Annotated in this window: 17 protein-coding genes; 12 read left to right on the forward strand and 5 right to left on the reverse strand. The window is 55.4% G+C overall.

Going from position 1 to position 21,124, the window contains the following annotated elements; all coding sequences use genetic code 11:
* Positions 1-11 precede the first annotated feature (11 nt).
* Positions 12-2,693: a methyltransferase domain-containing protein gene (locus FRD01_RS03810; protein WP_146957787.1), complete on the forward strand. Its 2,682-nt coding sequence runs from the start codon at positions 12-14 to the stop codon at positions 2,691-2,693.
* On the opposite strand, the gene FRD01_RS03815 is transcribed toward FRD01_RS03810, so the two are convergent.
* On the reverse strand, positions 2,690-5,488 hold the full coding sequence (locus FRD01_RS03815) for a protein kinase domain-containing protein (RefSeq protein WP_146957788.1): 2,799 nt from the start codon (positions 5,486-5,488) through the stop codon (positions 2,690-2,692). The genes FRD01_RS03810 and FRD01_RS03815 overlap by 4 nt on opposite strands.
* A gap of 110 nt (positions 5,489-5,598) precedes the next feature.
* Between FRD01_RS03815 and yhbY the strand changes: the two genes are divergently transcribed.
* Both yhbY and FRD01_RS03825 read left to right on the forward strand, forming a co-directional pair.
* Positions 5,599-5,952: a ribosome assembly RNA-binding protein YhbY gene (gene yhbY, locus FRD01_RS03820; protein WP_146957789.1), complete on the forward strand. Its 354-nt coding sequence runs from the start codon at positions 5,599-5,601 to the stop codon at positions 5,950-5,952.
* On the forward strand, positions 5,949-6,584 hold the full coding sequence (locus FRD01_RS03825; protein WP_146957790.1) for an L-threonylcarbamoyladenylate synthase: 636 nt from the start codon (positions 5,949-5,951) through the stop codon (positions 6,582-6,584). The genes yhbY and FRD01_RS03825 overlap by 4 nt, the downstream gene beginning before the upstream one ends.
* A 6-nt stretch (positions 6,585-6,590) precedes the next feature.
* On the opposite strand, the gene FRD01_RS03830 is transcribed toward FRD01_RS03825, so the two are convergent.
* The gene (locus FRD01_RS03830) at positions 6,591-7,112 is read right to left on the reverse strand and encodes a hypothetical protein (protein ID WP_146957791.1); all 522 of its coding nucleotides are present in this window, start codon (positions 7,110-7,112) and stop codon (positions 6,591-6,593) included.
* Positions 7,105-7,371: a 30S ribosomal protein S20 gene (rpsT, locus tag FRD01_RS03835; RefSeq protein WP_146957792.1), complete on the reverse strand. Its 267-nt coding sequence runs from the start codon at positions 7,369-7,371 to the stop codon at positions 7,105-7,107. The genes FRD01_RS03830 and rpsT overlap by 8 nt, the downstream gene beginning before the upstream one ends.
* 253 nt (positions 7,372-7,624) lie before the next feature.
* Between rpsT and ftsH the strand changes: the two genes are divergently transcribed.
* The 9 genes from ftsH to FRD01_RS03880 are packed head-to-tail and all read left to right on the forward strand — an operon-like array spanning position 7,625 to position 18,751.
* The gene (gene ftsH / locus FRD01_RS03840; protein WP_146957793.1) at positions 7,625-9,559 is read left to right on the forward strand and encodes an ATP-dependent zinc metalloprotease FtsH; all 1,935 of its coding nucleotides are present in this window, start codon (positions 7,625-7,627) and stop codon (positions 9,557-9,559) included.
* A complete protein-coding gene (locus FRD01_RS03845) occupies positions 9,556-10,350 on the forward strand; it encodes a CvpA family protein (protein ID WP_146957794.1) in 795 nt (264 codons plus the stop codon). The genes ftsH and FRD01_RS03845 overlap by 4 nt, the downstream gene beginning before the upstream one ends.
* Positions 10,347-11,792 carry a flavin-containing monooxygenase gene (locus FRD01_RS03850; RefSeq protein WP_146957795.1) on the forward strand — a complete coding sequence of 482 codons (1,446 nt, stop codon included), beginning with the start codon at positions 10,347-10,349 and terminating at the stop codon, positions 11,790-11,792. Before FRD01_RS03845 ends, FRD01_RS03850 begins: the two co-directional genes overlap by 4 nt.
* Positions 11,792-12,223 carry a hypothetical protein gene (locus FRD01_RS03855; RefSeq protein ID WP_146957796.1) on the forward strand — a complete coding sequence of 144 codons (432 nt, stop codon included), beginning with the start codon at positions 11,792-11,794 and terminating at the stop codon, positions 12,221-12,223. The genes FRD01_RS03850 and FRD01_RS03855 overlap by 1 nt, the downstream gene beginning before the upstream one ends.
* A complete protein-coding gene (gene holA, locus FRD01_RS03860) occupies positions 12,220-13,263 on the forward strand; it encodes a DNA polymerase III subunit delta (protein WP_146957798.1) in 1,044 nt (347 codons plus the stop codon). Before FRD01_RS03855 ends, holA begins: the two co-directional genes overlap by 4 nt.
* 10 nt (positions 13,264-13,273) lie before the next feature.
* Positions 13,274-14,506, forward strand: coding sequence for a hypothetical protein (locus FRD01_RS03865; protein ID WP_146957800.1), 1,233 nt, complete (start codon positions 13,274-13,276; stop codon positions 14,504-14,506).
* The gene (locus FRD01_RS03870) at positions 14,503-14,859 is read left to right on the forward strand and encodes a hypothetical protein (protein ID WP_146957802.1); all 357 of its coding nucleotides are present in this window, start codon (positions 14,503-14,505) and stop codon (positions 14,857-14,859) included. Before FRD01_RS03865 ends, FRD01_RS03870 begins: the two co-directional genes overlap by 4 nt.
* Positions 14,856-17,444, forward strand: a complete 2,589-nt coding sequence (locus tag FRD01_RS03875; RefSeq protein WP_146957804.1) for an Hsp70 family protein — start codon at positions 14,856-14,858, stop codon at positions 17,442-17,444. Before FRD01_RS03870 ends, FRD01_RS03875 begins: the two co-directional genes overlap by 4 nt.
* Positions 17,441-18,751 (forward strand): hypothetical protein, encoded by a 1,311-nt coding sequence (locus FRD01_RS03880; protein ID WP_146957806.1) that lies wholly within the window; start codon positions 17,441-17,443, stop codon positions 18,749-18,751. The genes FRD01_RS03875 and FRD01_RS03880 overlap by 4 nt, the downstream gene beginning before the upstream one ends.
* Here FRD01_RS03880 and FRD01_RS03885 read toward each other — a convergent pair.
* Together FRD01_RS03885 and mgtE are read right to left on the reverse strand one after the other, a co-directional pair.
* The gene (locus FRD01_RS03885) at positions 18,704-19,645 is read right to left on the reverse strand and encodes a hypothetical protein (protein WP_146957808.1); all 942 of its coding nucleotides are present in this window, start codon (positions 19,643-19,645) and stop codon (positions 18,704-18,706) included. The genes FRD01_RS03880 and FRD01_RS03885 overlap by 48 nt on opposite strands.
* Positions 19,646-19,648: 3 nt before the next feature.
* Entirely contained in the window at positions 19,649-21,001 is a 1,353-nt protein-coding gene (mgtE, locus tag FRD01_RS03890; protein WP_146957810.1) for a magnesium transporter, read from the reverse strand.
* Positions 21,002-21,124: the final 123 nt, after the last annotated feature.

Below are 21,124 nucleotides of genomic sequence, written 5' to 3' on the forward strand. Positions count from 1 at the left end.
AGGTTTTTTGCGTGCCTCATTCCGAATACACGATATTTTCGGCACTCTTAGGGCAATCCGACCCTTCCACCCTCCAAGATTGGTTTGAAGCCTCCTTTGGCCTAAGCTCGAACGAACTCGCCCGGAGGGTTCACGCGCTGGAGTGGACGTTCAAGTGCCCCCCCTACGATCAGGAACTTCAGACGTGGGTCAAAGCGGCCGAACTCAAAGGTCTCTTTTCATACCTACCCTTGGATGCAATTGAGCAGATCCTGGCCTCATCTGCTTGCATTGACGCGAAATCAGCCGCAGCCGAACTCTTTTGGCGTGAACACGCGATCAAGCAACTAGAACTGGCAAGTGAGAAGGACCTTCCAAAACACCTCTTAGACAGCGCCGAATCCATGGTTGGCGCCCTGACGCCACTCTTCTCGACTCAGGGTTCCGCTCTCAGAGCGCGCGTCCTCTCGCTCTGGCCAGACCTCGGTGCCCTTTGCCACCACAACCCCGATACCATCACCACAGAGCACGAGATAATTGGACAAACGAAAGAGTCGATGCCGCTTCTCGAACACCTCGTCGACCGTTGCCTCGCGCGAAAGCTCAGGGGTCTTGAGATCGACGACATAGGGGTCTTCCAAAGAGATCACTCGTTGAGTCCAGATGCGTTTCGAGCCGAGGTTGATGGACTCGCCACACTTTTTGAGCACGGCTTGGACAGAGTATGCCGTGCGGCTTTCCTCTTTCTAGACTTTACCAAGGGAGGGTCTGCCGAGATGCGGGCTCACTGGAAGACGATTCGTCCCGACCTTTCGATTCATAACGAAGCATCGGCAGACATCGTAGAGGCCAAGGGCCTGCTCAAGCCCTTTGGCCTACCTGAGTGTTTTGAGCGGCTTGTGCTCGCCTTAATCAGAAGCCATGGTCTTGTGGGCCAGTGTACGCGCGGCGAAGCACCACTTACAGCGTTCGACTCCTGGATAGAGGATTGTCGCTCACTCGCGCCCGAAATCTCAAAAATGCTCGCCCTTGATTCAACAGAACGGGCCTACGACCTCATCCATAAATGCCTACATCTTGTGAACCTCTGCGATACAGCTGGCGTCCGTGAAGGACTCATGACGGACTCCTTGCGCTTTGAGTTTATGGCAGTCGAGAGCCTACTAAATCAGATTGCAAAGGGAACTCAAGCCGCGTTCGACGAACTCTTGAAATGCGAAGCGAGTGTGCCAAGAGAAGACCCGCTCTGGGAGAACGCGCAGCGCCGCTGGCTCTTCGACCGAATCTGCCGGTTGAGAGCAGGGAGAATTCGTGCTGGAGAGCCCGAGGAAGAGGCACTGCGCGTGGTCAAGGGCTTGAGCGTAGAGACACTGGAGGCCATCTGTGAGCGCCTGCGGCAAACTTCACTATGGTACATGGAAGTTGCGACGAGCTCTCTCTCCCCAGAATCCCAGATCAAACTGCTGGCAGGTGCACTCGCTTCAAGACTCCCAAACATCACGTTCATTGGGCTAGTCCGCGACCTCGACCGTGCCTCGGACCCAAGTTCGCCCTACCGAGTTCGTTTGATTGAGACCCTGCTCCGACAGGCCGATATCGACCAATTGATTCAACATGGTTTTGATTCCAAAGAGCACGCTCTCGGAGGCCTCAAGGCGCAGATTGGCTCGAAAGACGCCCTGAACATCAAGTTTGAGGCGAGCGAGGAGGCCCGGGCACTTCTCACGCTTTTGCCGCTTTACGAAAGGAAATCTAACGCCGCATTTCATGCCACCCTGAAGGGACTATGCGACCTCTACGGGCTTCGAAAAGACGAGTTCGACCGAATATCCAACGAGAACACCTATCTATTGCACATGAACTCGGCACGCTCCGACAAGGAGAGAATGCTCGATTATGTTCCAGTTAACCCGGGACTCATCGTAGAAGTTGGGCCAGGTGGAGGCGTGGTCCTCGATCTCTTGGAAGCCAGATTTCCGAGCTCCCGAATTGCGGGGATCGACATCTCAAAATTGGTCGTAGAGTCCTTGCAATCTCGTCGCGAAATCGAAGGACACCGTTGGGAAGTTTTGGAGGGAGATGCATTTCACCTTGAAACGCACTTTAACCAGTCCTCTTGCGATGCATTGATATTTTGCTCACTGCTTCATGAGATCTATTCTTATATTGAATATGACACGGGTAAAAACTCGAAAGAAAAGTTTAGACTTGAGTCAGTTCGCGACCTTTTACGGTCGGCGTTTAGGGTGCTCAAACCTGGTGGACGAATCATCATACGTGACGGAATCATGCCTCCTGATGAGCCACGCTACATTCGCTTCAAAGACCCAGACGGACCCGAATTCTTTCGGCTCTTTCAGGAACAATTTGAAGGCCGAAAAATCTTTGGAGAGTGGATCGATGAGGTCACGGTTCGGACCTTTGCCCCAGACGCGATGGAGTTTCTCTATTGCTACACGTGGGGCCCGGAGAGCTTTCCCTACGAAGTCCGCGAGCAATATGGAGTCTTGCCCTATGAAGAGTATCAAGAGGCGATTGTCGCGTGGTTAGGGGCCGAGTGCAGAAGCGTTGAGGTCACGGACGGCTCGTACCTACAAGAGGGCTACATTCAGGGACTCAAGGATAAAATCGACCTCTTCGACGAGCATATGCACCCCGTGTCGCTACCCGACTCGAACGCCATTTTGGTCTTTGAGAAAAAAGCGTTGCTCTAGTTCAATCGCCGTTTCGCAAGTTCAATATACTGTTTCGCGTTCTTATTGTTCGGCTCACGCTTGAGAACTTCTTCCCAGACGTTGATCGCGTCCTGGAAGCGGCCCAGACGATAGTACGACTGTCCAAGATTGATTTGATAATCCGTGCGACCGGGCTTCAGCGTTAGTGCCTGACGCTGATGCTTGACTGCGTCGTTGTAGAGTGCTCGGTCGAAATAGACCTGACCCAGCCCAGCATGAACCTGATGATTATTCCCATCCGATGCCAAAAGGGTTTTGTAGAGTTCTTGTGCGCGGTTCAGATCCCCCCTTGAGTATGCGGACTTGGCCTCGCTCAGAAGTTTTGAGTTATCCACGGCAGGAGCCGGCTCAGTCTTTTCAGGCTGAGTCGTCTTCTTTTCTGCAGGCTTTGATTCGTTCTTTGGCTCGGGCGCCTTGGTCTCTTCAGGCTCGACTACTGGCGCCTCAACGGCTTCTACTGGCTCCTCTACAGGCGGGTTTTCCGGGTTCTCTTGAGCCTGTAGGTATTCGGAATGATACTTTTCGGCCAGTGCACGAAGCTCTGAATCTTCAGGATCAAACTCGCTCGAGTAACCCACTAGCGCCTGAGCAAGCGCTAGGTTCCCCTCTTTGTACGCCTTCTCACCGTCCGTGCGAGTGAGGTTCACAAACTCTTTTCTCGCGTTTTCATAAGTCTCGGATTCGGGCCCATGACGCTTGAGCTCATTGAGCGCGCTCATCGCCGAATTCGAAATCGGCCGGATGACCCTGCCCTCTTTGATTCCACGGTCAAAACGGTCTTTGATCTCAGCTAGATCCACCGTTTTGACTTCCGTGACCGGTGGCTCCTCGGGCTTTTCAACCACCTCGTCTGACGCGGCAAAGTAGTTGACCCACACCCAGAAACCCACTCCGACCAGAAGCATTGTGATGATTACGGCGGTTACAGCAAATCGATTGCTCTTCTCGGCCTGCTCAGCAATCTCCTCGGCTACTGACTCGTCCCACGCTTGCTCAGTAGAGCGAGAGAACCAGTCATCGGTCACCGTTTCAGGCTGCTTGACCGCAAGAGACCCGATTTCAAATCCCTCGTTCTTTAATGGCTTGACCTGATCCTTTACGGATTCCTTGACTGGCTCGGGCGCGGGTTCGGGCTCAGGTTCTTTGGTAGGCTCGGGCTCAGGTTCTTCTGCAGGCTCGGGCTCAGGTTCGGGCGTCGGTTCAGGCTCCGGCGTGGGCTCCGGTTCTTCCACCAAAGTGGGATCGACCTCAACCTTCGCAACCTCCATCTTTTCAGTCTCAGGCTGCGGCTCAGCCTCCTCGGGCTGAGCGGTCTCTTCTTCAACTTCCTCTGCGTCTGACGGCTCTGCGACTCGTTCTCCCGTCTCATCCACGGGCGTCATCTTGAGCGTCATGCCAGAATCTTGCGGAAGCGGCTTGGACTCCTTAGTCGGCGTCTCTTCAGCATCCTTTTCGTCTTCGGACACACTCTCCTTAGAGACGGATTGCACCTCGGCCGACGACCCCTTTCGAATCCATTGAGCTGCCGGCGCCTCCTCATTCTCGCGTGTGACCTCGTCTGAGGTCTCGGCATCTTGCTTAAATATCTCGGACACGTTGCCCATCATGAGCGTCTTCATCGGGCCACGTTCTTCCTCTTCAGCCCCGCCCTTAGACTGATTGAGCGCCACTGGACTTTGAATCGTCTCTGAGCCACGCCCCATTAGCGCCAACGTGTCCGAGAGCCCCGGAATGGAATCTCGGTCTACCGAACTCATCTCAATCGTGGCGTAGTGGTCGTTCTCTTCCTGTTCCTCATCCCTTTCTATGGCGGGCGCTAGAATTGAAGGCTCTTCCCCCAAAATGCTCGCCAACGCACCAATAATGGCTGCAGGGGCCTGAAAGCGCGCATCCGGCGCCTTTGACAACATCATCTCCACGATTTGGTCGAGGTCCGCCGGAATATCGGAGACGCCACTTGCGGCCGATACCTTCGGGGGTAGATCCGCCAACTGTGCACGCAAGACCTCGGCTGGAGTCCCTCCCACAAACGGCTGTGCGCCAACGATGAGTTCGAAGAGCAACACGCCAAGGGAGTAGACGGCCGAGCGCAGATCTGCACTTCGCGCCTGGTACGCAAGCTCCGGCGCCATATACGCCACATAGCCCACGAACCGCTCAGGAGTGGTAGAGAGCGTTTGCAGGGGATTGTCCACCCATTGGGCGTCCTCGGAATACCATTCGCCGAGCTGAACCTGCCCCTTGGCGAGGTCGGTGACGAAGATTGATCCGGGGTGAAGTCCGTGATGGGTGACGCCCTGTCCGTTCAGCCATTCGATAATCCTGGCCACATTGGAGGCGATTCGGGCGGCTTCTCGCCAGTCTAGTTTCCCACGCGCTTCGAGCAAAGAGCGAAGGCTTGGACCGCGCGGCGCGGTCTCAATCACGAACGCTGGGAAATGATCGAAACGAACCTGAAGTAGCGTAGACAACTGCTTTGGTACCGGCGTGCCAACCTTTGCACGAGCCGTTTCGACCAAGCGCGGCGCATTCTGGCTGGGCGTAAACCGCCGGTTGAAGACAGTCACATAACACGGTCGTTTGCCCTCGAGAATGCGGCCGAGGTAGCGCTCCGCCATGACGTCAGTGAACTGGAGCGTCTCGAGTTTCACAGCGTTTCCGAGCGATGCCCCGACGAGCTCACCCTTCCGAGGCTCCTCTAGCCGCGTCCCGTCCTTTGGACAAAACGTCTCAGCCCCCGTGAAAGTTGAATTACATGTCGGACAAAACTTCACCTTAGAACTCCAAATTCGCCAGATCGGTGCGCACAATAACGGACCACTTGCGCGTTGTTAAGCGCGGAATGACGTGTTAAATCGCTCCGACTCATTTCTGGGCTATTTTTATGACGATAGATGAAAACGACAACCATGATACCGGCCTTGTGACTCGACTCAGTCCAAAACTAAAGAGTAAGGACCGTCGATACTTACGCTCGCTTGCGCATCACCTGAACCCGATCGTGCTTGTGGGCCAGAATGGCGTCACCGAGGCTCTAGTAAAAAACTTTGAATCGGCGCTCTTGGCCCATGAGCTTGTCAAAGTCAAAGTACATGATGCCGACGAGACCCAAAGTGTTGCAGAAGCACTCTTTGAGCAAACCGGGGCACAACTCGTCCAACTCATCGGAAAAACGCTAGTCTTCTACAAGGCTCACCCTAAGAAGCCTGAGATTACGCTACCGGGTGGAAAATCATGATCATCGAAATGCAAGCTGAGCATCCTCAACCGAGAAAAGTTCAACACGTGGTGGATGCCCTGAAAAAGGGCGGCCTCGTGGCCTATCCGACCGACACCGTCTACGGGATTGGGTGCGATATCATGAACAAGGATGCGGTTCAGCGCCTTTACAAATTGGTCAGCGAGATCAAGTCCGCGCCAGACCACAGCCCACTTTCATTTATCTGCAGAGACCTCTCTAATATTTCTGAGTACGCCTTCATCAGCGACTTTGCGTATCGGACGATGCGTCGCTTGCTTCCGGGCCCCTACACCTTTGTGCTCGAAGCGACAAAGCTCGTTCCAAAAGTGATGTTGGAGAAGCGCAAGACGGTTGGGATTCGCGTACCAGATGCGGCGATCCCCCTGGCCATCGTGGACGCCCTCGGAAATCCGATCACCACCACGAGTGCCACGCTCGGAGACGGTGAGCTCATCGCAGATCCTTGGACCATTGAGAACCTCTACGGGCACGCCATCGATATCGTGATCGACGGTGGCTACCTCGCCCCTGCTCCTTCAACGGTGATCGATTTCACCACGGACTATCCGACGGTCATTCGACAGGGAAAAGGTCCGGTCGACGATTTCGAATTCGTCGAGCCCCTCTAACTCAATTCAGTAGAATTCTTCGTAGGGTGGGCCTTTCTGGACTTCGATGAAGAAATCTCCATTAAAGTCTGAGACGAAGTCACCGCTGCGTCGACTCATGAGTTGACCGTCGATGGTGCCGGACACGATGCCTCCGTCGCCGGTCTCTAGGCTGTCTAGATTTAGCGAACCCGCCACGTAGAGGCTTTCCACCACATCTGGACACGTCTGCATCCATTCGACCTCGGCTATCGCACTAGACTCGAAGTCTCCAGGCGCCCCGAGCGTATGAGTAAGCGTCTCCTGGTCAAAGATCTCGATGTAGACGAGGTCTTGGTCCCGGTAGGGACCGCTCTCTCCCTGCATAAAGAGCCCAACGGACCCCTGACGCACCCGTGCCGTAAGAAAGCTTGGCTCGAATGGGAACATCGCCTCCAGACACAATTCGTGTTGTGCGGGGTTCGGCGCATCGAAACGACCAAAAGAGTCGTTGCTGCAGCCGCTGAGGACCCCTGCAAGAAGCAGGAGTGACTGAAGGGTCTTAGGCACCAAGTGCTTGAAGACGGACAGCCATACGTGAAACTTTGCGTGATGCGCGTGCACTTGGAATCACACCTTTTGCAGCAGCACGGTCGAGTGCCGACACTGCAGTTTGGTAAGCCTCTTGAGCTTGTGCTTGATCACCGGCTTCAACCGTCGCATCGAACTTCTTGAGGATGGTTCGAACTTTGGAACGAATTTCTTTGTTACGCTGACGACGAATCTCGTTTGTACGGATACGCTTCATCGCCGATTTAGTGTTTGCCATCTTTCATCCTGCCGTAGACGTTATGTCTGAAATTGTCTAATTCTTCGTGGGCTTTCGCCGCCAAACAAGGCGCAGGTAGTTAGCACTGGGCAAATTGGATGTCAACTGCTGGCTCGAATTAATCGTGAGGAAAATCCCCTCATGGACGAATTTCACTTGAACTTGTAGATGGCGGAACAACTTTGGTGGCACGGGACTTATTCTATATAGTCGCGAAAGGCGTCGATTTCGCGTCAACCCTTGAGAGATACTCATGAGCTCTAAAAAACCTGAGAACAATCAGGAACCTAGTTTTTTCCCGAAACGCGGACTGATCTTCGCGTTCCTGATGTTTATCACCGTCGGACTCCTCCTTATGCTCGATAGCCCGATGGTCACCGGGCACAAGATCGTCACCTACTCGGAGCTGAAAACACATATTCAAGCTGGGGATGTCAAAGATGTCTTGATCCAAGATCAAGTGATCATCGCCACACCGGTAGATAGTTATACGGAAAAGGCCGAAGGAAAGACTGAAGAAGAGAAGGCTGACGCCAAAGAGGGTGAGGCGGACTTCAAAGCCTGGCGCTCTAGCCTTGTAAAAGACGACGAATCGCTCATCCCTTTGCTCGAAGCAAACGGGGTAAAGTACGACGCTCGCTATTCGTCTGGCTGCGCGAGTGAAACCGCATTCTGGTTCCTGCCGCTACTTCTGCTGCTGCTCCTCTGGCCTTGGATCATGAGGCGCATGAGTGGTCCGGATGGCGCAAACCCCGCCGCGAACTTCGGAAAGACCAACGCCAAACTCAATCTCGAAAAAGTCACAGGCGTTACATTCTCAGACGTGGCCGGCTGTGACGAGGCCAAAGAGGAGCTTGGCGAAATCGTGCACTTCTTGGCAGAACCTGACAAATACACCCGACTTGGTGGCAAAGTGCCAAAGGGCGTCTTGTTGGTCGGCCCTCCCGGAACAGGAAAAACCCTGCTCGCCCGCGCAGTTGCTGGCGAAGCCGGGGTTCCGTTCTTCAATCTGAGCGGATCGGACTTTGTAGAAATGTTTGTGGGTGTTGGCGCGGCGCGAGTGAGAGACCTCTTCGCCCAGGCCACTAAACACGCTCCGTGTATCATCTTCGTGGACGAACTCGATGCCATCGGTAAGTCGCGCGGAAACGCCATTCAGAGTAACGAAGAACGCGAACAGACGCTCAACGCCCTGCTCGTTGAAATGGACGGATTCGACTCCAATACGAACGTGATCATCCTCGCAGCCACAAATCGCCCTGAAGTCTTGGACCCTGCCCTACTGCGTGCCGGACGATTCGACCGCCAGGTTGTCGTGGACAGGCCAGACGTCAAAGGACGCCTCGAAATCCTCAAAGTTCACGCCAGAAAGGTGAAAATGGACCCGAGCGTGAGCCTGCAAACATTGGCCGACCAAACCCCCGGCTTCGTAGGAGCTGACCTTGCGAACGTGGTCAATGAAGCCGCGCTCTTGGCCGCCCGCAACGGAAAGGATCACGTCGAGCTGAGCGATTTCAACGAAGCGATCGAGCGCGTGATCGGCGGACTGGAGAAGAAGACTCGCCGCCTGAGCCCGAAAGAGAAGAATATCGTCGCCTATCACGAATCCGGGCACGCCATCGTCACCAAGGCCTTGGAGGCCGGCGAGCGCGTCCACAAGGTCTCGATCGTATCGCGCGGCGCTGCGGCGCTTGGATACACGCTGCAAGTCCCGATTGAGGATCGCTATTTGATGACCAAGCGTGAACTCTACGCCAGGATCTGTGGTCTACTTGGAGGGCGTGCTGCTGAAGATATCATGTTTGATGATATCTCAACGGGCGCCTCAAACGACCTGCAGCGCGTCACGAACATCGCGCGGCGCATCGTCACGGACTACGGCATGAGCGGAAACCTCGGCAACGTGAGCTACTCGGATAGCACCGATACGTATCTGGGCCAGATGGGCGCAAGCAGCCGTCAATACTCCGAAGAGACAGCCGTCGCGATCGACAGAGAAGTCCGCTCGATCATTGACGCGATGTACGAGCGCACGCTCAACATTCTTCGGGAGAATCGCGAGCTTCTCGTGGAAATGTCCGAACACCTCAAGGACGTGGAAGTGCTTGATGGCGAGGAGCTCGAAGCTCTGCTTGGTCGCGTTCGAGTCTACAAGCACCTAGAAGGCACGGATGGGAGCCCCGCGTGACCGTTGATGTGGCTTCAGCGCTGGTCTTTCTGGCGCTGACTTACCTTGGTTGGAGGGCGGGACTCTTGAGCCAGGCTATACGCGTGGGAGCCGTATTTGCGGTGATGTTCGCGGGCCCCTTTGTGGCCGCGCTGATCCGTCACGCGATTTTCGGCGAATCCGAAGTTGCCGCGCCCTTCGTCGAAGGCTTTTGCCTCTTCCTCGCCGGAATCCTTATCTACGCGGCGATCTCGCTCGCGGGTTGGTTGGGAATCAAGACCATGCGGGCTGCTTCAGATACGTTGAGCACCACAGACCGTGTTGGCGGCGCGCTCGTTGGCACTCTGAAAGCGGCTGTGATCATCTACTTGCTGATCTTCGTCGCTCTATTCTTCGAGGCTGGCCTCAAAAAGCACGACCCCGATGATCGCTTGCGTATGAGAGACGGACACACCACGGCATTTGTGAAGGCTCATAACGTCCTGGCCCCGTGGCACCTTCCTGATCTGGTGCGCGTTTTACGCATGATTCGGGTCCATCATTGGGCCAAAGAAAGCTCAAAGCTCGGGATCATACGTGAAAACCCAAGAGCGGCTGACGTATTGCGCAAAAGTACTATCAAGCCGCTCCTCGCCGATAAGACCCTGACCGACGCTGCGATCTCGGACGATTACATCACGCTCCTTGCAGATCCGCGCATCCGCGAACTTATGAAGGATAAGGATTCCCTCGACGAGATTGGCCGCGTGGACTGGGAAGAAATCGAGAAAAAGGTCGCACCTGAGCCTCCTAAACCTGAGAGCAAAAAGTGAAAGAATTCGACGTGATCGTTATAGGTGCTGGCCTCTCTGGCATTGCTGCGGGGCACTATCTGGGCGCCAATTGCCCGCAAAAGAGCTTCTGCATCCTCGAGGGGCGAGACGCTATCGGCGGCACGTGGGACCTCTTTCGCTACCCAGGAATCCGCTCAGACTCCGACATGCACACTCTTGGGTACTCTTTCTACCCGTGGAATGATCCCAAAGCCATCGCCGACGGTCCTTCAATCCGAGAGTACGTCAGGGAGACTGCCGCTCATTATGGGCTCGATTCGAAGATTGAGTTCGGAACTCGCGTCACCAGCCTAAGTTGGGACTCCTCAAAAGCACTCTGGGAAATCACGGCTCAGAAAGACGGCGATGAGGTAAAATTCCTGGCGAACTTCGTCTGGTGCTGCTCCGGCTATTATTCGTACGACCAAGCCTACACGCCCAATTTCGAGGGTGTAGACACCTTTGAAGGCGAGTTCATCCACCCCCAGTTCTGGCCCGAGGAGTTGGACTATTCCAACAAGCGAGTCGTGGTCATCGGCAGCGGCGCCACAGCGGTTACGCTAGTACCTGAGCTCGCGAAAAAGGCCGCGCACGTCGTGATGTTGCAGCGCACACCCACTTACGTGATGTCGCTGCCGAGCGTGGACACGATTTCGGAGAAGTTCCGTGGGCTTCTGGGTGATAACGTAGGCTCCGACCTGACCCGCTGGAAGAATATCAGTGTGGCTGCACTCTTCTTCGGCCTCTCCAAGCGCTATCCTCAGATGGTTCGAAAATATCTTATCGACGCGCTTAAGGAGAAGATCGGCCACAAAGTTGACGTGGAACGCCACTTTTCCCCTCCCTACAACCCCTGGGAACAACGGGTATGTTTCGTGCCGGACGATGACCTCTTCGACGCTCTTGTGAGTGAGAAAGCCGAAGTGGTTACGGACAAAATCGAGCGATTTCTACCTAATGGAATCCTACTCAAGTCGGGGCAGATCTTAGAGGCTGATATCGTGGTCAGCGCCACGGGCCTCAAGGTTGAAATGTTGGGTGGAGCCAAGATATTTGTGGACTCGGAGGAGCTCAAACCTGGCCGCCACATGCTCTACAAAGGCACGATGGTCAGCGACGTTCCAAATCTTGCGATTTCTATCGGATACACCAACGCGTCCTGGACGCTCAAATGTGAACTCATTGGCCGCTGGGTAACTCGCCTTCTCAACGAGATGGACGCCAAAGGAGCCAAGGTTGCCGTAGCACCGCGTGAAGAAGGTGTGTCCCCTACCCCGCTTGTGGATTTCAATTCAGGCTATATCAGGCGCGCCGCGGGAGCCGTCCCGACGCAAGGCGATCGGCGCCCCTGGAAACTCTATCAGAACTACTTTCTAGACGTGGTCTCCCTTGGACATGCGCCCATTGATGATGGCCATCTGGAGTTCGGGGGAAAAGAGTAATGAAATGGCTATTGGTCATGGCTTTGCTCTTGAGCGCCTGTGCGCATTATTCGATCCCCGATCGCCCGGGCTCCCTTGCGGTTTCAACAATCAAAACCCCTCCTCAGTGGCAGATTCCCGAGGGAGAATTGACCCAATCCCTCGTTAAGCACCTTGAGAGACGGGGCTTCGAGGCGTCGTGGGGTGCTGCAATCGAGGGTCAAACGGCGATGGATTGTGTATGCAACCTCGACGTCTCTATGAACCAAATGACGGATGCAAGGGCCGAGATGATATGTGATTATGCCGGCGCAAGACTCACGACCCACGGGAGCGGGTCCGGCCATTCGATTCCGGCGCGTGCAGCGTACATCGCCTGTGAGAAGGCCGGGAAAGAGATGGCTGACGAGATGGCGAAGTTGGATACAAAGACCAGTGCGGAAGCAAAATGAGCCGGAACAAGCGCGCAGATGAGAGACGAGAGCTCTTCAAGTCCCTAAAAGCAGGAAAGCTCGCCCCTGTGTACTATGTGCACGGTCCAGACGCCTTCATGCTCGAGTCAGCCATCGACGCCATCGTTGCGGCGGCGGCGCCAGAGGGTTTGAACGAGTTCAACCACGACAAATTTCGTGGCCGAGACGCCCAAGGCGCTAATGTGCGCGCGGCTGCTGAGCAATTGCCCTTCATGGTTCCTCGCCGAATCGTGATTTTGAGAAATGTGGAAGAGATGCCCAACGCCGAGTTGGAAGCGTTTTCCGAATATTTCCAGGATCCTTCGCCAACAACGGTGCTGATCATCCACGCGCTGACGGCGAACTCAAGCCTCGACGCGAGGCTCTCGGCGGTCAAGAAGCTGCGCAAGGCTGCAGAAGAGTATGAGTTTCAGGCGTTCTACGAGGATGAACTCGGTGAGTTCATCGCAAGACATGCAAACGATAGAAACCTGAAGCTGACTTCGGACGCTAACGCCTATTTGGTGGAGTCCATTGGAACCGAGCTCTTTCTGGTAGTGGACGCCCTTGAACGCGTGGATCTTTACCTTGGAGACTCCGAGACGCGGCGAGAAGTGGACCTCGAATGCGTACGACATGTGGTGGCCCATACCCGCGTCCACTCGGTCTTCGCGCTCACCGAGGCAATTGGCGCACGCAACACCGAACGTGCGTTCCAGATCTTCAACACGATGGCGCAGACCGAATCGCCGATCAAATTGGCGGCACTTATCGCACGGCATTTCCGAATCTTACTGAAGCTCAAAGACACGGCTTTGAGGAGCGCCGATCGCAACACGCTCGCACGGGCTGTGGGTGTGGCCCCATTCTTCCTGAAAGACTATCAACGCGACGCGGAGCGTTTCTCACGCTCAGCATTGGTACAAATCCACACGTGGTTGCTCGAGACCGACTACGCGCTCAAGTCGAGCAAGGTCGCGGACCGAATTTTAATGGAAGCACTTCTGTTCAAGATTTGTTCAAAAGACGCCTTAGTCTGAAGAGCCACGCATGAAGAGTTGGACGGAACATCATCAAACACTGCTCAACGCACTTCGCGCGCAGGATGTGATTCCCGAACTCATGCTCCGCCTTAGCGACGAGAAGATCGAAGCCACCGATTCCGACCGCAGAAAACTCCGTGATCTTCCTTCGGCTCTGAAGGAAAGCCCTGCCTGGCCACTGATTGAACAGAGCATGACCACGCCCAGAGCTTGGCCAAAGATCCTCGACAGAATTCGTGAAAGGGGCCTCATCCCGCGCGCGGACCACCACCTTTTTCTGCTACATTTGCGGCTTAGGTCCGACCTGCTTGAGATGCGTGATTATAGCGGCGCCAACCGTTGTCTAGAGCAGGCTCTGATTTCATGGCAACACTTGACGCACTCAGGGTACCTTCGCGCATTAGCGCTCGATCTTGCAGGACCTTCGACCCCAGTCGAGGAGATCATTTCATCTCTTCTGAACCCCGTCTTGGAGGAAACGAGCCGCTGGTTCTCAGACCTCATCAAGGCGCCCCAGCTCGACTCAACTGCCCTGAAGGCAGCCTATGAGGCCCTTTTGACGCTCTCGAGATTCGGGGCGCCAGGCACCTCGGAGAGCCTTCTCACTCTCTTGAGTATTCCGGGAAGTGAGCTTCGCGAATCGCTCACACACTTCGATGTCAACAACGCGAACGCCGAGACCATGCGTCGACCCTTCGCGCGGATGGTTGAGCTCGGTGAGATCCTCTCTTGGCCTGATGCGCTGGTCATCGATACGGTGGGCGAAGCGGTTGAGTTCGCGTGGTCTCTTCGTCGCATCGAAAGAGACCGCGAGCCGTTTTTTGACGAACTCATCGAGCTCTGTGCTCCCGCAAATGACGTGCTTTTTTCCCGACTCAACGAAGACATACTCGTGGGGCAGAACTCGCGATGCGCAGATTTTCTGGTCTTTCAGGCAGAGCCGCTCCTCGGCTCTCGGCGCGAGATTCTTCTCCGGCAGGGGTTGGAGATTTGCCCAGGCCACAGAAATAGCGCCATGTTGCTGAGCTTTATCGCGATTCGCGAAGCGAATGAATTGCTCGATCAGGTCTCCAAACTCCCGACTTTGACCAAGAGAACCGGCGAGCCAGAGAAGATTCTCAAAAAAGCCGGGATACAACTCAAAGACGCTCAAGATCTGCACCCGTTCTCAGAGCGGCTTCAAGAGGCACAAGCAAGGCTCGAAGTAGAAGCCACACGGTTTGAAGTGGAGCTCGAATGAAAGAGAACCCTTATGACTTTTTGGAAGTGGATCCTCGGCTCGACTCCGCGCAACTCACGAAAGAGCTGCGGCGGCGCATTCAACGTGCATCTCCGGAGGAGAAGGCCAGAATTCAGGAGGCGTGGGAGTCTCTGACGCTTTTGGACGAGGACCGCGTACGCCTCGCGTTGATGGCGCACCCAAGGCCTTCAAACGCGGACCCGTCGAGCATAGACGTCTTGATTTCACGGCTTCCACCGGTCTTGCCTCGGCTTGAGAAGACCCTGCCTCGGCTCAATGCGCTCGACTTCAAACCCTCACTCAAAAAACTCAACATTCTAGAATTGCAGCCCAAATTGGATTTCAAAAAATGACTCAGTACAAACGTGTAGTTGGAATCGACCTCGGCACCACGAACTCGGCGCTCGCACTCTTGTCTACCGATGGCAGCGAAGCCGTCCTCTGGGAAGATCGATTCAAGCGAAAGACCTATCCCTCCGTGGTTGGGATCAACCATAACTCTGAGTTTGTCAGCGGCTGGGACGCTTGGAACCGACGCGCCATCGCGCCCTACCCGGTTTCTTCCATCAAGCGGAAGATGGGGGCAACGCAAACCACCACTCTTGGGGAGCACAAGCTTCTCCCAGAAGAGTTTTCAGCTGAGATCCTCAAAGGTCTGGTCGCTGGCGCGCGGCAACAATTTGAGTCACGGCCCGAGAAGCCCATCACCTTTGATGCTGCGGTGATCACGGTCCCTGCGTACTTTGACGCGCCACAAATCGAAGCCACGAAACGGGCGGGAGAACTCGCCGGTTTGGAGGTCAAGAGCCTAATCCAGGAGCCTACCGCGGCCGCCATGTACTATGCCTGGAAGCACGGCATCTCGGATGCAAACTTCCTTGTCTACGACCTTGGCGGCGGCACCTTTGATGTCTCGGTTATCCGAAGTCTGCACGGCGAGTACCAAGTGTTGGGGATTGACGGCGACAACTTCCTCGGAGGTGATGATTTTGACAAACGGCTCGCGGAGCATTTCCGCAAAACTCTTGTTGAAATGGGCTACTCTCTCGACCTCAACATCTCGGAGTCTTCAGACGACGCCGTTCGCTTCTTCTTACTCACGAAGTTGGCCCAAGAGGTCAAAGAAGCCCTGAGCACCACCGAAGTCCACTACGTAGCGCGCCGAGACCTCTTTGAGGACCACGACGGCAACTCGGTTTCACTTGAACTCGAATACAGTCGCGAAGAGTTCGAAAACCTCGTCGCAGACCTCGTCGACCAGTCCATCGCCTGTGCACATCGGGCGTTAGAGAAGAGCCAGGAGCGCGCTGCGGTGACGCTGGCGGACATCGACTTCGTCTTGCTGGTCGGTGGCTCTACCCACGTTCCACTCGTGAAGGAAAAGGTCAAAGAAGCGTTTTGCTCAGGGCAATCCAAAGCCGGTGTTCCTATGCAAGACGAGCCGGACACCTGCGTGGCGCTTGGAGCTGCCGTCTATGCGGCGACGCTTGGAGGGCTCCAAATCGTTGAGCAAGACGCTACTTTGCACGTCAAATCCAACACGTACACCCATGAGTCCACGATCGATATTTTTGCCGAGATTCTGCTTCAACCCGAGCTAGGACGGGCGGTTAAGACCGCGGCACTTATCAATCAGGCTGGAGATGTTGTCGCTCTGGTAAGAGCCAATGGCGAAGACGACGAAATTGAGGTCGCATTTGAGGAAATTCAGCTCGCCGATGAAGGTGAACACCGATTTAGGCTTGAGTTATGCGACGCAGATGGCGACGAACTCATCGGCTTTGAACTCGAGGTATACCGCGGCGATCCCGACCGCTACAGGCCATCTGGAAGCGCTCTCTCAAACCTGAGCGTGCTCGCGAAAGATATCTATCTAGAAGTTGTGCGTGACCATCGCCCAGAAAGGCAGCTTCTGATGGAGCGCGGAACGAGCCTTCCTTCCGGTGGTGAGTTCCGGTTCTACACGGCAGACCGCTCCGGTGCGCTACTGCTGCGCCTCTATCAAAACCGCTATCCGATTCGCACCATTCATCTTTCGATTCCCCCAGAGACGGAACCTGGTACGCCGGTCGAGCTCAAACTGAACGTGGACGAAACCATGACGATTGTGGCCGAAGGAGAAGTGCTTGGACAGCGCTTCTGGGCTCAGATCGAGGCGCCTCAAGCGCGCGAACTCAAAGATTGGTCGGCGGCCGAGGCCATCTTGGGCGAAGTCGAGATCATTGCCAAGGAACTCTGGGGCAACGAAGCTCGGTATTTCAGAAACGCTACCGACCCCTTGGTAGCAGGCATTCGTGAGGCCGCGCGCACGGACCTCGAAAAACTCCAGGCGCTCCTGCTCAGGCTAGAAGATGTGCTGGATACCTATCGCAACCGTGAGAGTGCGCTCACACCCGCATGGGAGCGATATGAAATGCTCTTGAACGGGGTCAAACGCATCGTGTTTCGCGGTGATGGAAAACGCCAACTCGGCCTGAGCACCGATGAATGGCGGCAGCGCCTCGAAGACGGCGAGAAGGCGGCCAGAGCCGCGTATGATGGGGCGAACCAGGCGGCTTGGACTCAGCATTTCAACCAGATTCAAGCCACGTGGGAGAGCCTAAGTCAGGACGAGTTCAGGTTCGCGTCGCACTCGGATCCCGACTCGCACGTGGAAAACCTGAAAGCCACACTAAGAGATGCAATCGACCGCCTTCGCTCCGACATTCATTCGTTTACGATCTCGGCGAATGAGGAGACGGCGCAGATACAACGAAAGGAACTCGAGTTGATTCGGCTTGAGCTCACAGAAAAAGTCGAAGGCCCCCTCAATCGCCTCGAAAACGCAGACGTTTCGGCGATCAAAGCTAAGCCCGAGCTCGACAGACTCTTTGAGACCTATCATTTCGTCCGCAAAAGACTCGAGCGATTGCCAACTCTCGGACTGGTGACACGTTGACCGACTATCCTCATATCGATACCCATCTCGACGCGTTGGACACATTTGCGTCGGAAGCCTTGGCACGTCACATGCCGGCCATTCAGTGGTGGTTAAAGACCACCCGAATTGGCGTGGGCGCGGCAGATTGGGTGGCCGCATGTGACCGCATCACAAGCCTGAGCACCGCATGGGAAAAGGCCGAAATGGAGCGAGGGTGGGACCACCTTTGTGCAGCATTTCTCTTGATTTGTTTTGAAGGAAAGCTCCAAAAACGAGCGCGTGGTGTTCTAAATTTGCACGCAAAACTCTCAGATTCACCAAAGGCCTTGTATGCGGTTTTGGAACAGTGCGCAGCCGCGCGCGATAACCAAATCGGTGTGTGTCTGGAGATTGCCAAAGTCGTTTCGTCATTGCTCCCGCACTCGGCCCTTCCCTTGGCGACCCATGCCCACCTTTTGGAAAAGAAGTTGAAGTGGCGCGAAGCTGCCGCGCTCTGGAAATCCGCGATGACTCTCACGCCTACGGACGCCTACAAACTAAGGGCTGGGGCCGCCTTGGCCCACGCCGGCGCCCGCGAAGAGGCGAGGAGCTTCTTGAAGGCGCGGCCTGCTTTTCAACTCAATATTGATGAAGCGCTTTGGTGGGCTCCAGCCATGGCATCGAGCCCTTCGAAATTTGACCGAATTCGGGTTTGGGACTTTCTTTCAGACGAGGCACAGCTAGCCGCCAAGGCAAGGCCAGAAGCGCGACTAGAGGTGGATGAAGTTAAGAAGCTAGCCAGAGTTGCGCTCTCTTTTGCGCCTGAAGTCTTGGACGAAGACGAGCTCGAGCGCATTCGCGAATCACTTCAACCCTTTGCCGACCTTGAGATCGAGAATCGGATCCGTGCGCTCGAAGAACATTCGGAGCTCGCGACGCTTAGTGATGCGGACCGGGCTCAAGGGCCCGACAACCTGACGCTAGATGGCCTGAAGGCCCAGTTGGCTACACCAGAAGACCACGAGCTTCGCCCATGGGTGGCTTTTTGGTTGGAAGAGATTTCTAGTGAAAGCCCAGCCTCCGAATCAACCGCCCTTTTCCATAAATGGGTGGACCGTTCACCGGCCCCCTCGTGCGGGTTCTGGAGCCTTGCTCGTTATGCCGGCGCCCATAAGAAGGCAGAGTGGATGTTGATTGCCGCCAGACGTGCACGTGACACCGAGCCGCTCAATGACGACGCACGAGCCGTGATGGATCTGGTCGTAGAGAGCGTCGCTGAACGCGGCGACTACGAAGAGTTACGAAGATGGCTGGAGTTCGCTCAAGCGCATTTCGAGAGCGCTTAGGGCAAGCCGTTCACGCTCGAGAGCTTGGTCGTACTCGCACTTCTCCCAGAGCTCGGCTGCTGCAATGAGTTCGTTCGCGACATCTCCCAAACTCGGATCCCAATTCAAGAGAGCTCTTGCACTTTTCAACGAGGGAATTCGGCAGCCTAAATGCGAGGCAAACCATTCTGCCTCTTCGGCTTCGAGCTCGGACTTGGCCACGTTCGCGATGAACTCAGCACCTGCCTTTCCTACCAGATAATTCTCGCGGGATTCGTGGAAGAACTCCGTCCATTTGTTGCCGTGTTGGACCGCCCATTTCAGCGCACCGTGACGCATCCGTTCGCGCGCAGAGTCCTCGACTTGAACGCGCGCATCGGCGCGCACAACCACCAGGAAGTTCACAAAAACTTCGGAATCGAGTTGTGGGCGGCCGCTCAGGATCACGTCTCTCTCGGCCCCGTCCCAAACCGTGACGACCTTTCGCTCGCCGTCTCGGTAACCCGTGATTATGACCGGGCCATCAGCCCGCCCCCAACCGGTTGAGATCAGCGGGCGACCAAGCGAGAGTTCAAAGCGAATCAAATCCCAATGTTCCGCGTCCGCAATTTCGTTGACGACCATCACGTTGGCGCCGGTGTAGTACGAAACGCTCTCAAACACTCCGTAATTGGAGAAATGTTCCGCGAGCCACGAGTGACGGCGTGGATCCTCGTGTTTGTTGATCTCCGGATTGTAAGCGTAGGTCGTGAACGGAAGCGCTGCCGCACACGCGAGTTCCTCGACATCTGCTCCAACCCCTTGAACTCGAAGAGCCTCGCTTATGGCTTGAACGTAGCCAAACCGTCCTGGAGCGAGCTCCTGTGGGCTTATCTCGACTCGGGCACTTTCGGGAAATTTAACTCTTGTCGCCATAATTCACACCAAATACTGCAGAAAAACCGTGGCCAGGCCAAGGAAAGCAAAGAACCCAAAAACGTCTGTAAACGTGGTGACGATCACACCGCCACCAAGGGCCGGGTCTTGATTCAAAAACTTCAGCAAAATAGGCACGGCGGCGCCTGCCAGCCCCGCGATCGACATGTTGACGATCATCGAGAGGAACAAGACCAGTCCGAGGAAGGGATTTCCCTGCCAGTACCAGGCGATGCCGCCCGCGATGATGCCTACGCCGGCACCCACCACCAGGCCAATCAAGACCTGCTTTCCAATCGTTCGGATTCCGTCGGAATAGCCGAGCTCGCCGAGCGCGATACCGCGAGTGATCACGGTGAGCGTCTGCGTCCCTCCGTTCCCACCCATCCCTGCCACGATGGGCATAAACGCGGCGAGAATCACGACTTGTGAGATGGTGGCCTCAAAAGCGCCCACCACCGTAGACGCAAGGAATGCCGTGGCGAGATTGAGCACCATCCATGGCATACGCCGCTGAATGGATTTGCCGACCGGAGAATAGACGCGGTCCTCGTCGGAGAGGAGTTGCATCTTGTACATATCTTCGGTGGCTTCTTCCGTGAGAACGTCGATCACGTCATCCACAGTAATCACGCCCAAAAGCTTGAATTGGTCGTCCACTACCGGGACCGCCAAGAGATTGTATCGGGCGGTGAGATTAGCCACGCGTTCCTGGTCGTCAGTGGCTTTGACGGCAACAGGATTGACCGCCATCACGTCTTGAAGTCTTGTATCGGGCGGCGCCGTGATCAGGCGCCGAATGGGCACCACCCCAACAAAAGTCCCGGAATCGCTGACCACATAGACATAAAAGATGAACTCGTGTTCTTCGGCGCGTGCTCGAATCTCCTCGATGGCCTGGGCAACCGTCATCGAGTCGGTCAAGGTCATCATCTCATTGGTCATCAACGAACCCGCGGATTCTGCCGGGTACATTCGAATCCGCTCGATTTGCTGACGCGTCGGCTCGTCGAGCAACGCCATGACCTGATCAGCGCGATCGGTATCCAAGAGACTAAGGAAGAAGACGGCATCATCGGCCGCAACACGCTTAATCAGAACCGAGATCTTCTCGATCTCGAGCACATCGAGGATCTCCTCGAGGATACCGTCAGGCAGCTCCAAAAGCGTGTAGGCCGCCTGCCGTTGCGAGTAGAGAATATCGATAAAGGCCCGCTGCTCAACGGGACTTAGGTGTTTGAAAAACTCCGCGAGGTCAGCAGCACGGAACTTAGAGAGGGTCTTGACGACGCGTTCTTTGGCACCGTGCCTCAAGAGTTTGCGAAGAAGTTCGATTTGAGTGGTGTTGACTGCCATGGCTTACCTCGACGCTCTTCTCTTGTGAAACTCATGTTTTTGCAAGGGCGAATCCCGAGAATCACGGCGCTGCTTTACACAAGCCCGCACTCTGTTTATGTTCCCGGCTTCACAAGTGATTTT

Origin of the sequence: Microvenator marinus (assembly GCF_007993755.1) — a bacterium.
GTDB lineage: Bacteria > Myxococcota_A > Bradymonadia > Bradymonadales > Bradymonadaceae > Allomicrovenator > Allomicrovenator marinus.

Bases quoted from the DNA above. Each gene is read 5' to 3' on its own strand.
- FRD01_RS03825 (WP_146957790.1), top strand. From the start codon at position 5,949: ATGATCATCGAAATGCAAGCTGAGCATCCTCAACCGAGAAAAGTTCAA.
- yhbY (WP_146957789.1), top strand. From the start codon at position 5,599: ATGACGATAGATGAAAACGACAACCATGATACCGGCCTTGTGACTCGA.
- FRD01_RS03870 (WP_146957802.1), top strand. From the start codon at position 14,503: ATGAAAGAGAACCCTTATGACTTTTTGGAAGTGGATCCTCGGCTCGAC.
- rpsT (WP_146957792.1), bottom strand. From the start codon at position 7,371: ATGGCAAACACTAAATCGGCGATGAAGCGTATCCGTACAAACGAGATT.
- FRD01_RS03875 (WP_146957804.1), top strand. From the start codon at position 14,856: ATGACTCAGTACAAACGTGTAGTTGGAATCGACCTCGGCACCACGAAC.
- ftsH (WP_146957793.1), top strand. From the start codon at position 7,625: ATGAGCTCTAAAAAACCTGAGAACAATCAGGAACCTAGTTTTTTCCCG.
- holA (WP_146957798.1), top strand. From the start codon at position 12,220: ATGAGCCGGAACAAGCGCGCAGATGAGAGACGAGAGCTCTTCAAGTCC.
- FRD01_RS03855 (WP_146957796.1), top strand. From the start codon at position 11,792: ATGAAATGGCTATTGGTCATGGCTTTGCTCTTGAGCGCCTGTGCGCAT.
- FRD01_RS03885 (WP_146957808.1), bottom strand. From the start codon at position 19,645: ATGGCGACAAGAGTTAAATTTCCCGAAAGTGCCCGAGTCGAGATAAGC.
- FRD01_RS03865 (WP_146957800.1), top strand. From the start codon at position 13,274: ATGAAGAGTTGGACGGAACATCATCAAACACTGCTCAACGCACTTCGC.
- mgtE (WP_146957810.1), bottom strand. From the start codon at position 21,001: ATGGCAGTCAACACCACTCAAATCGAACTTCTTCGCAAACTCTTGAGG.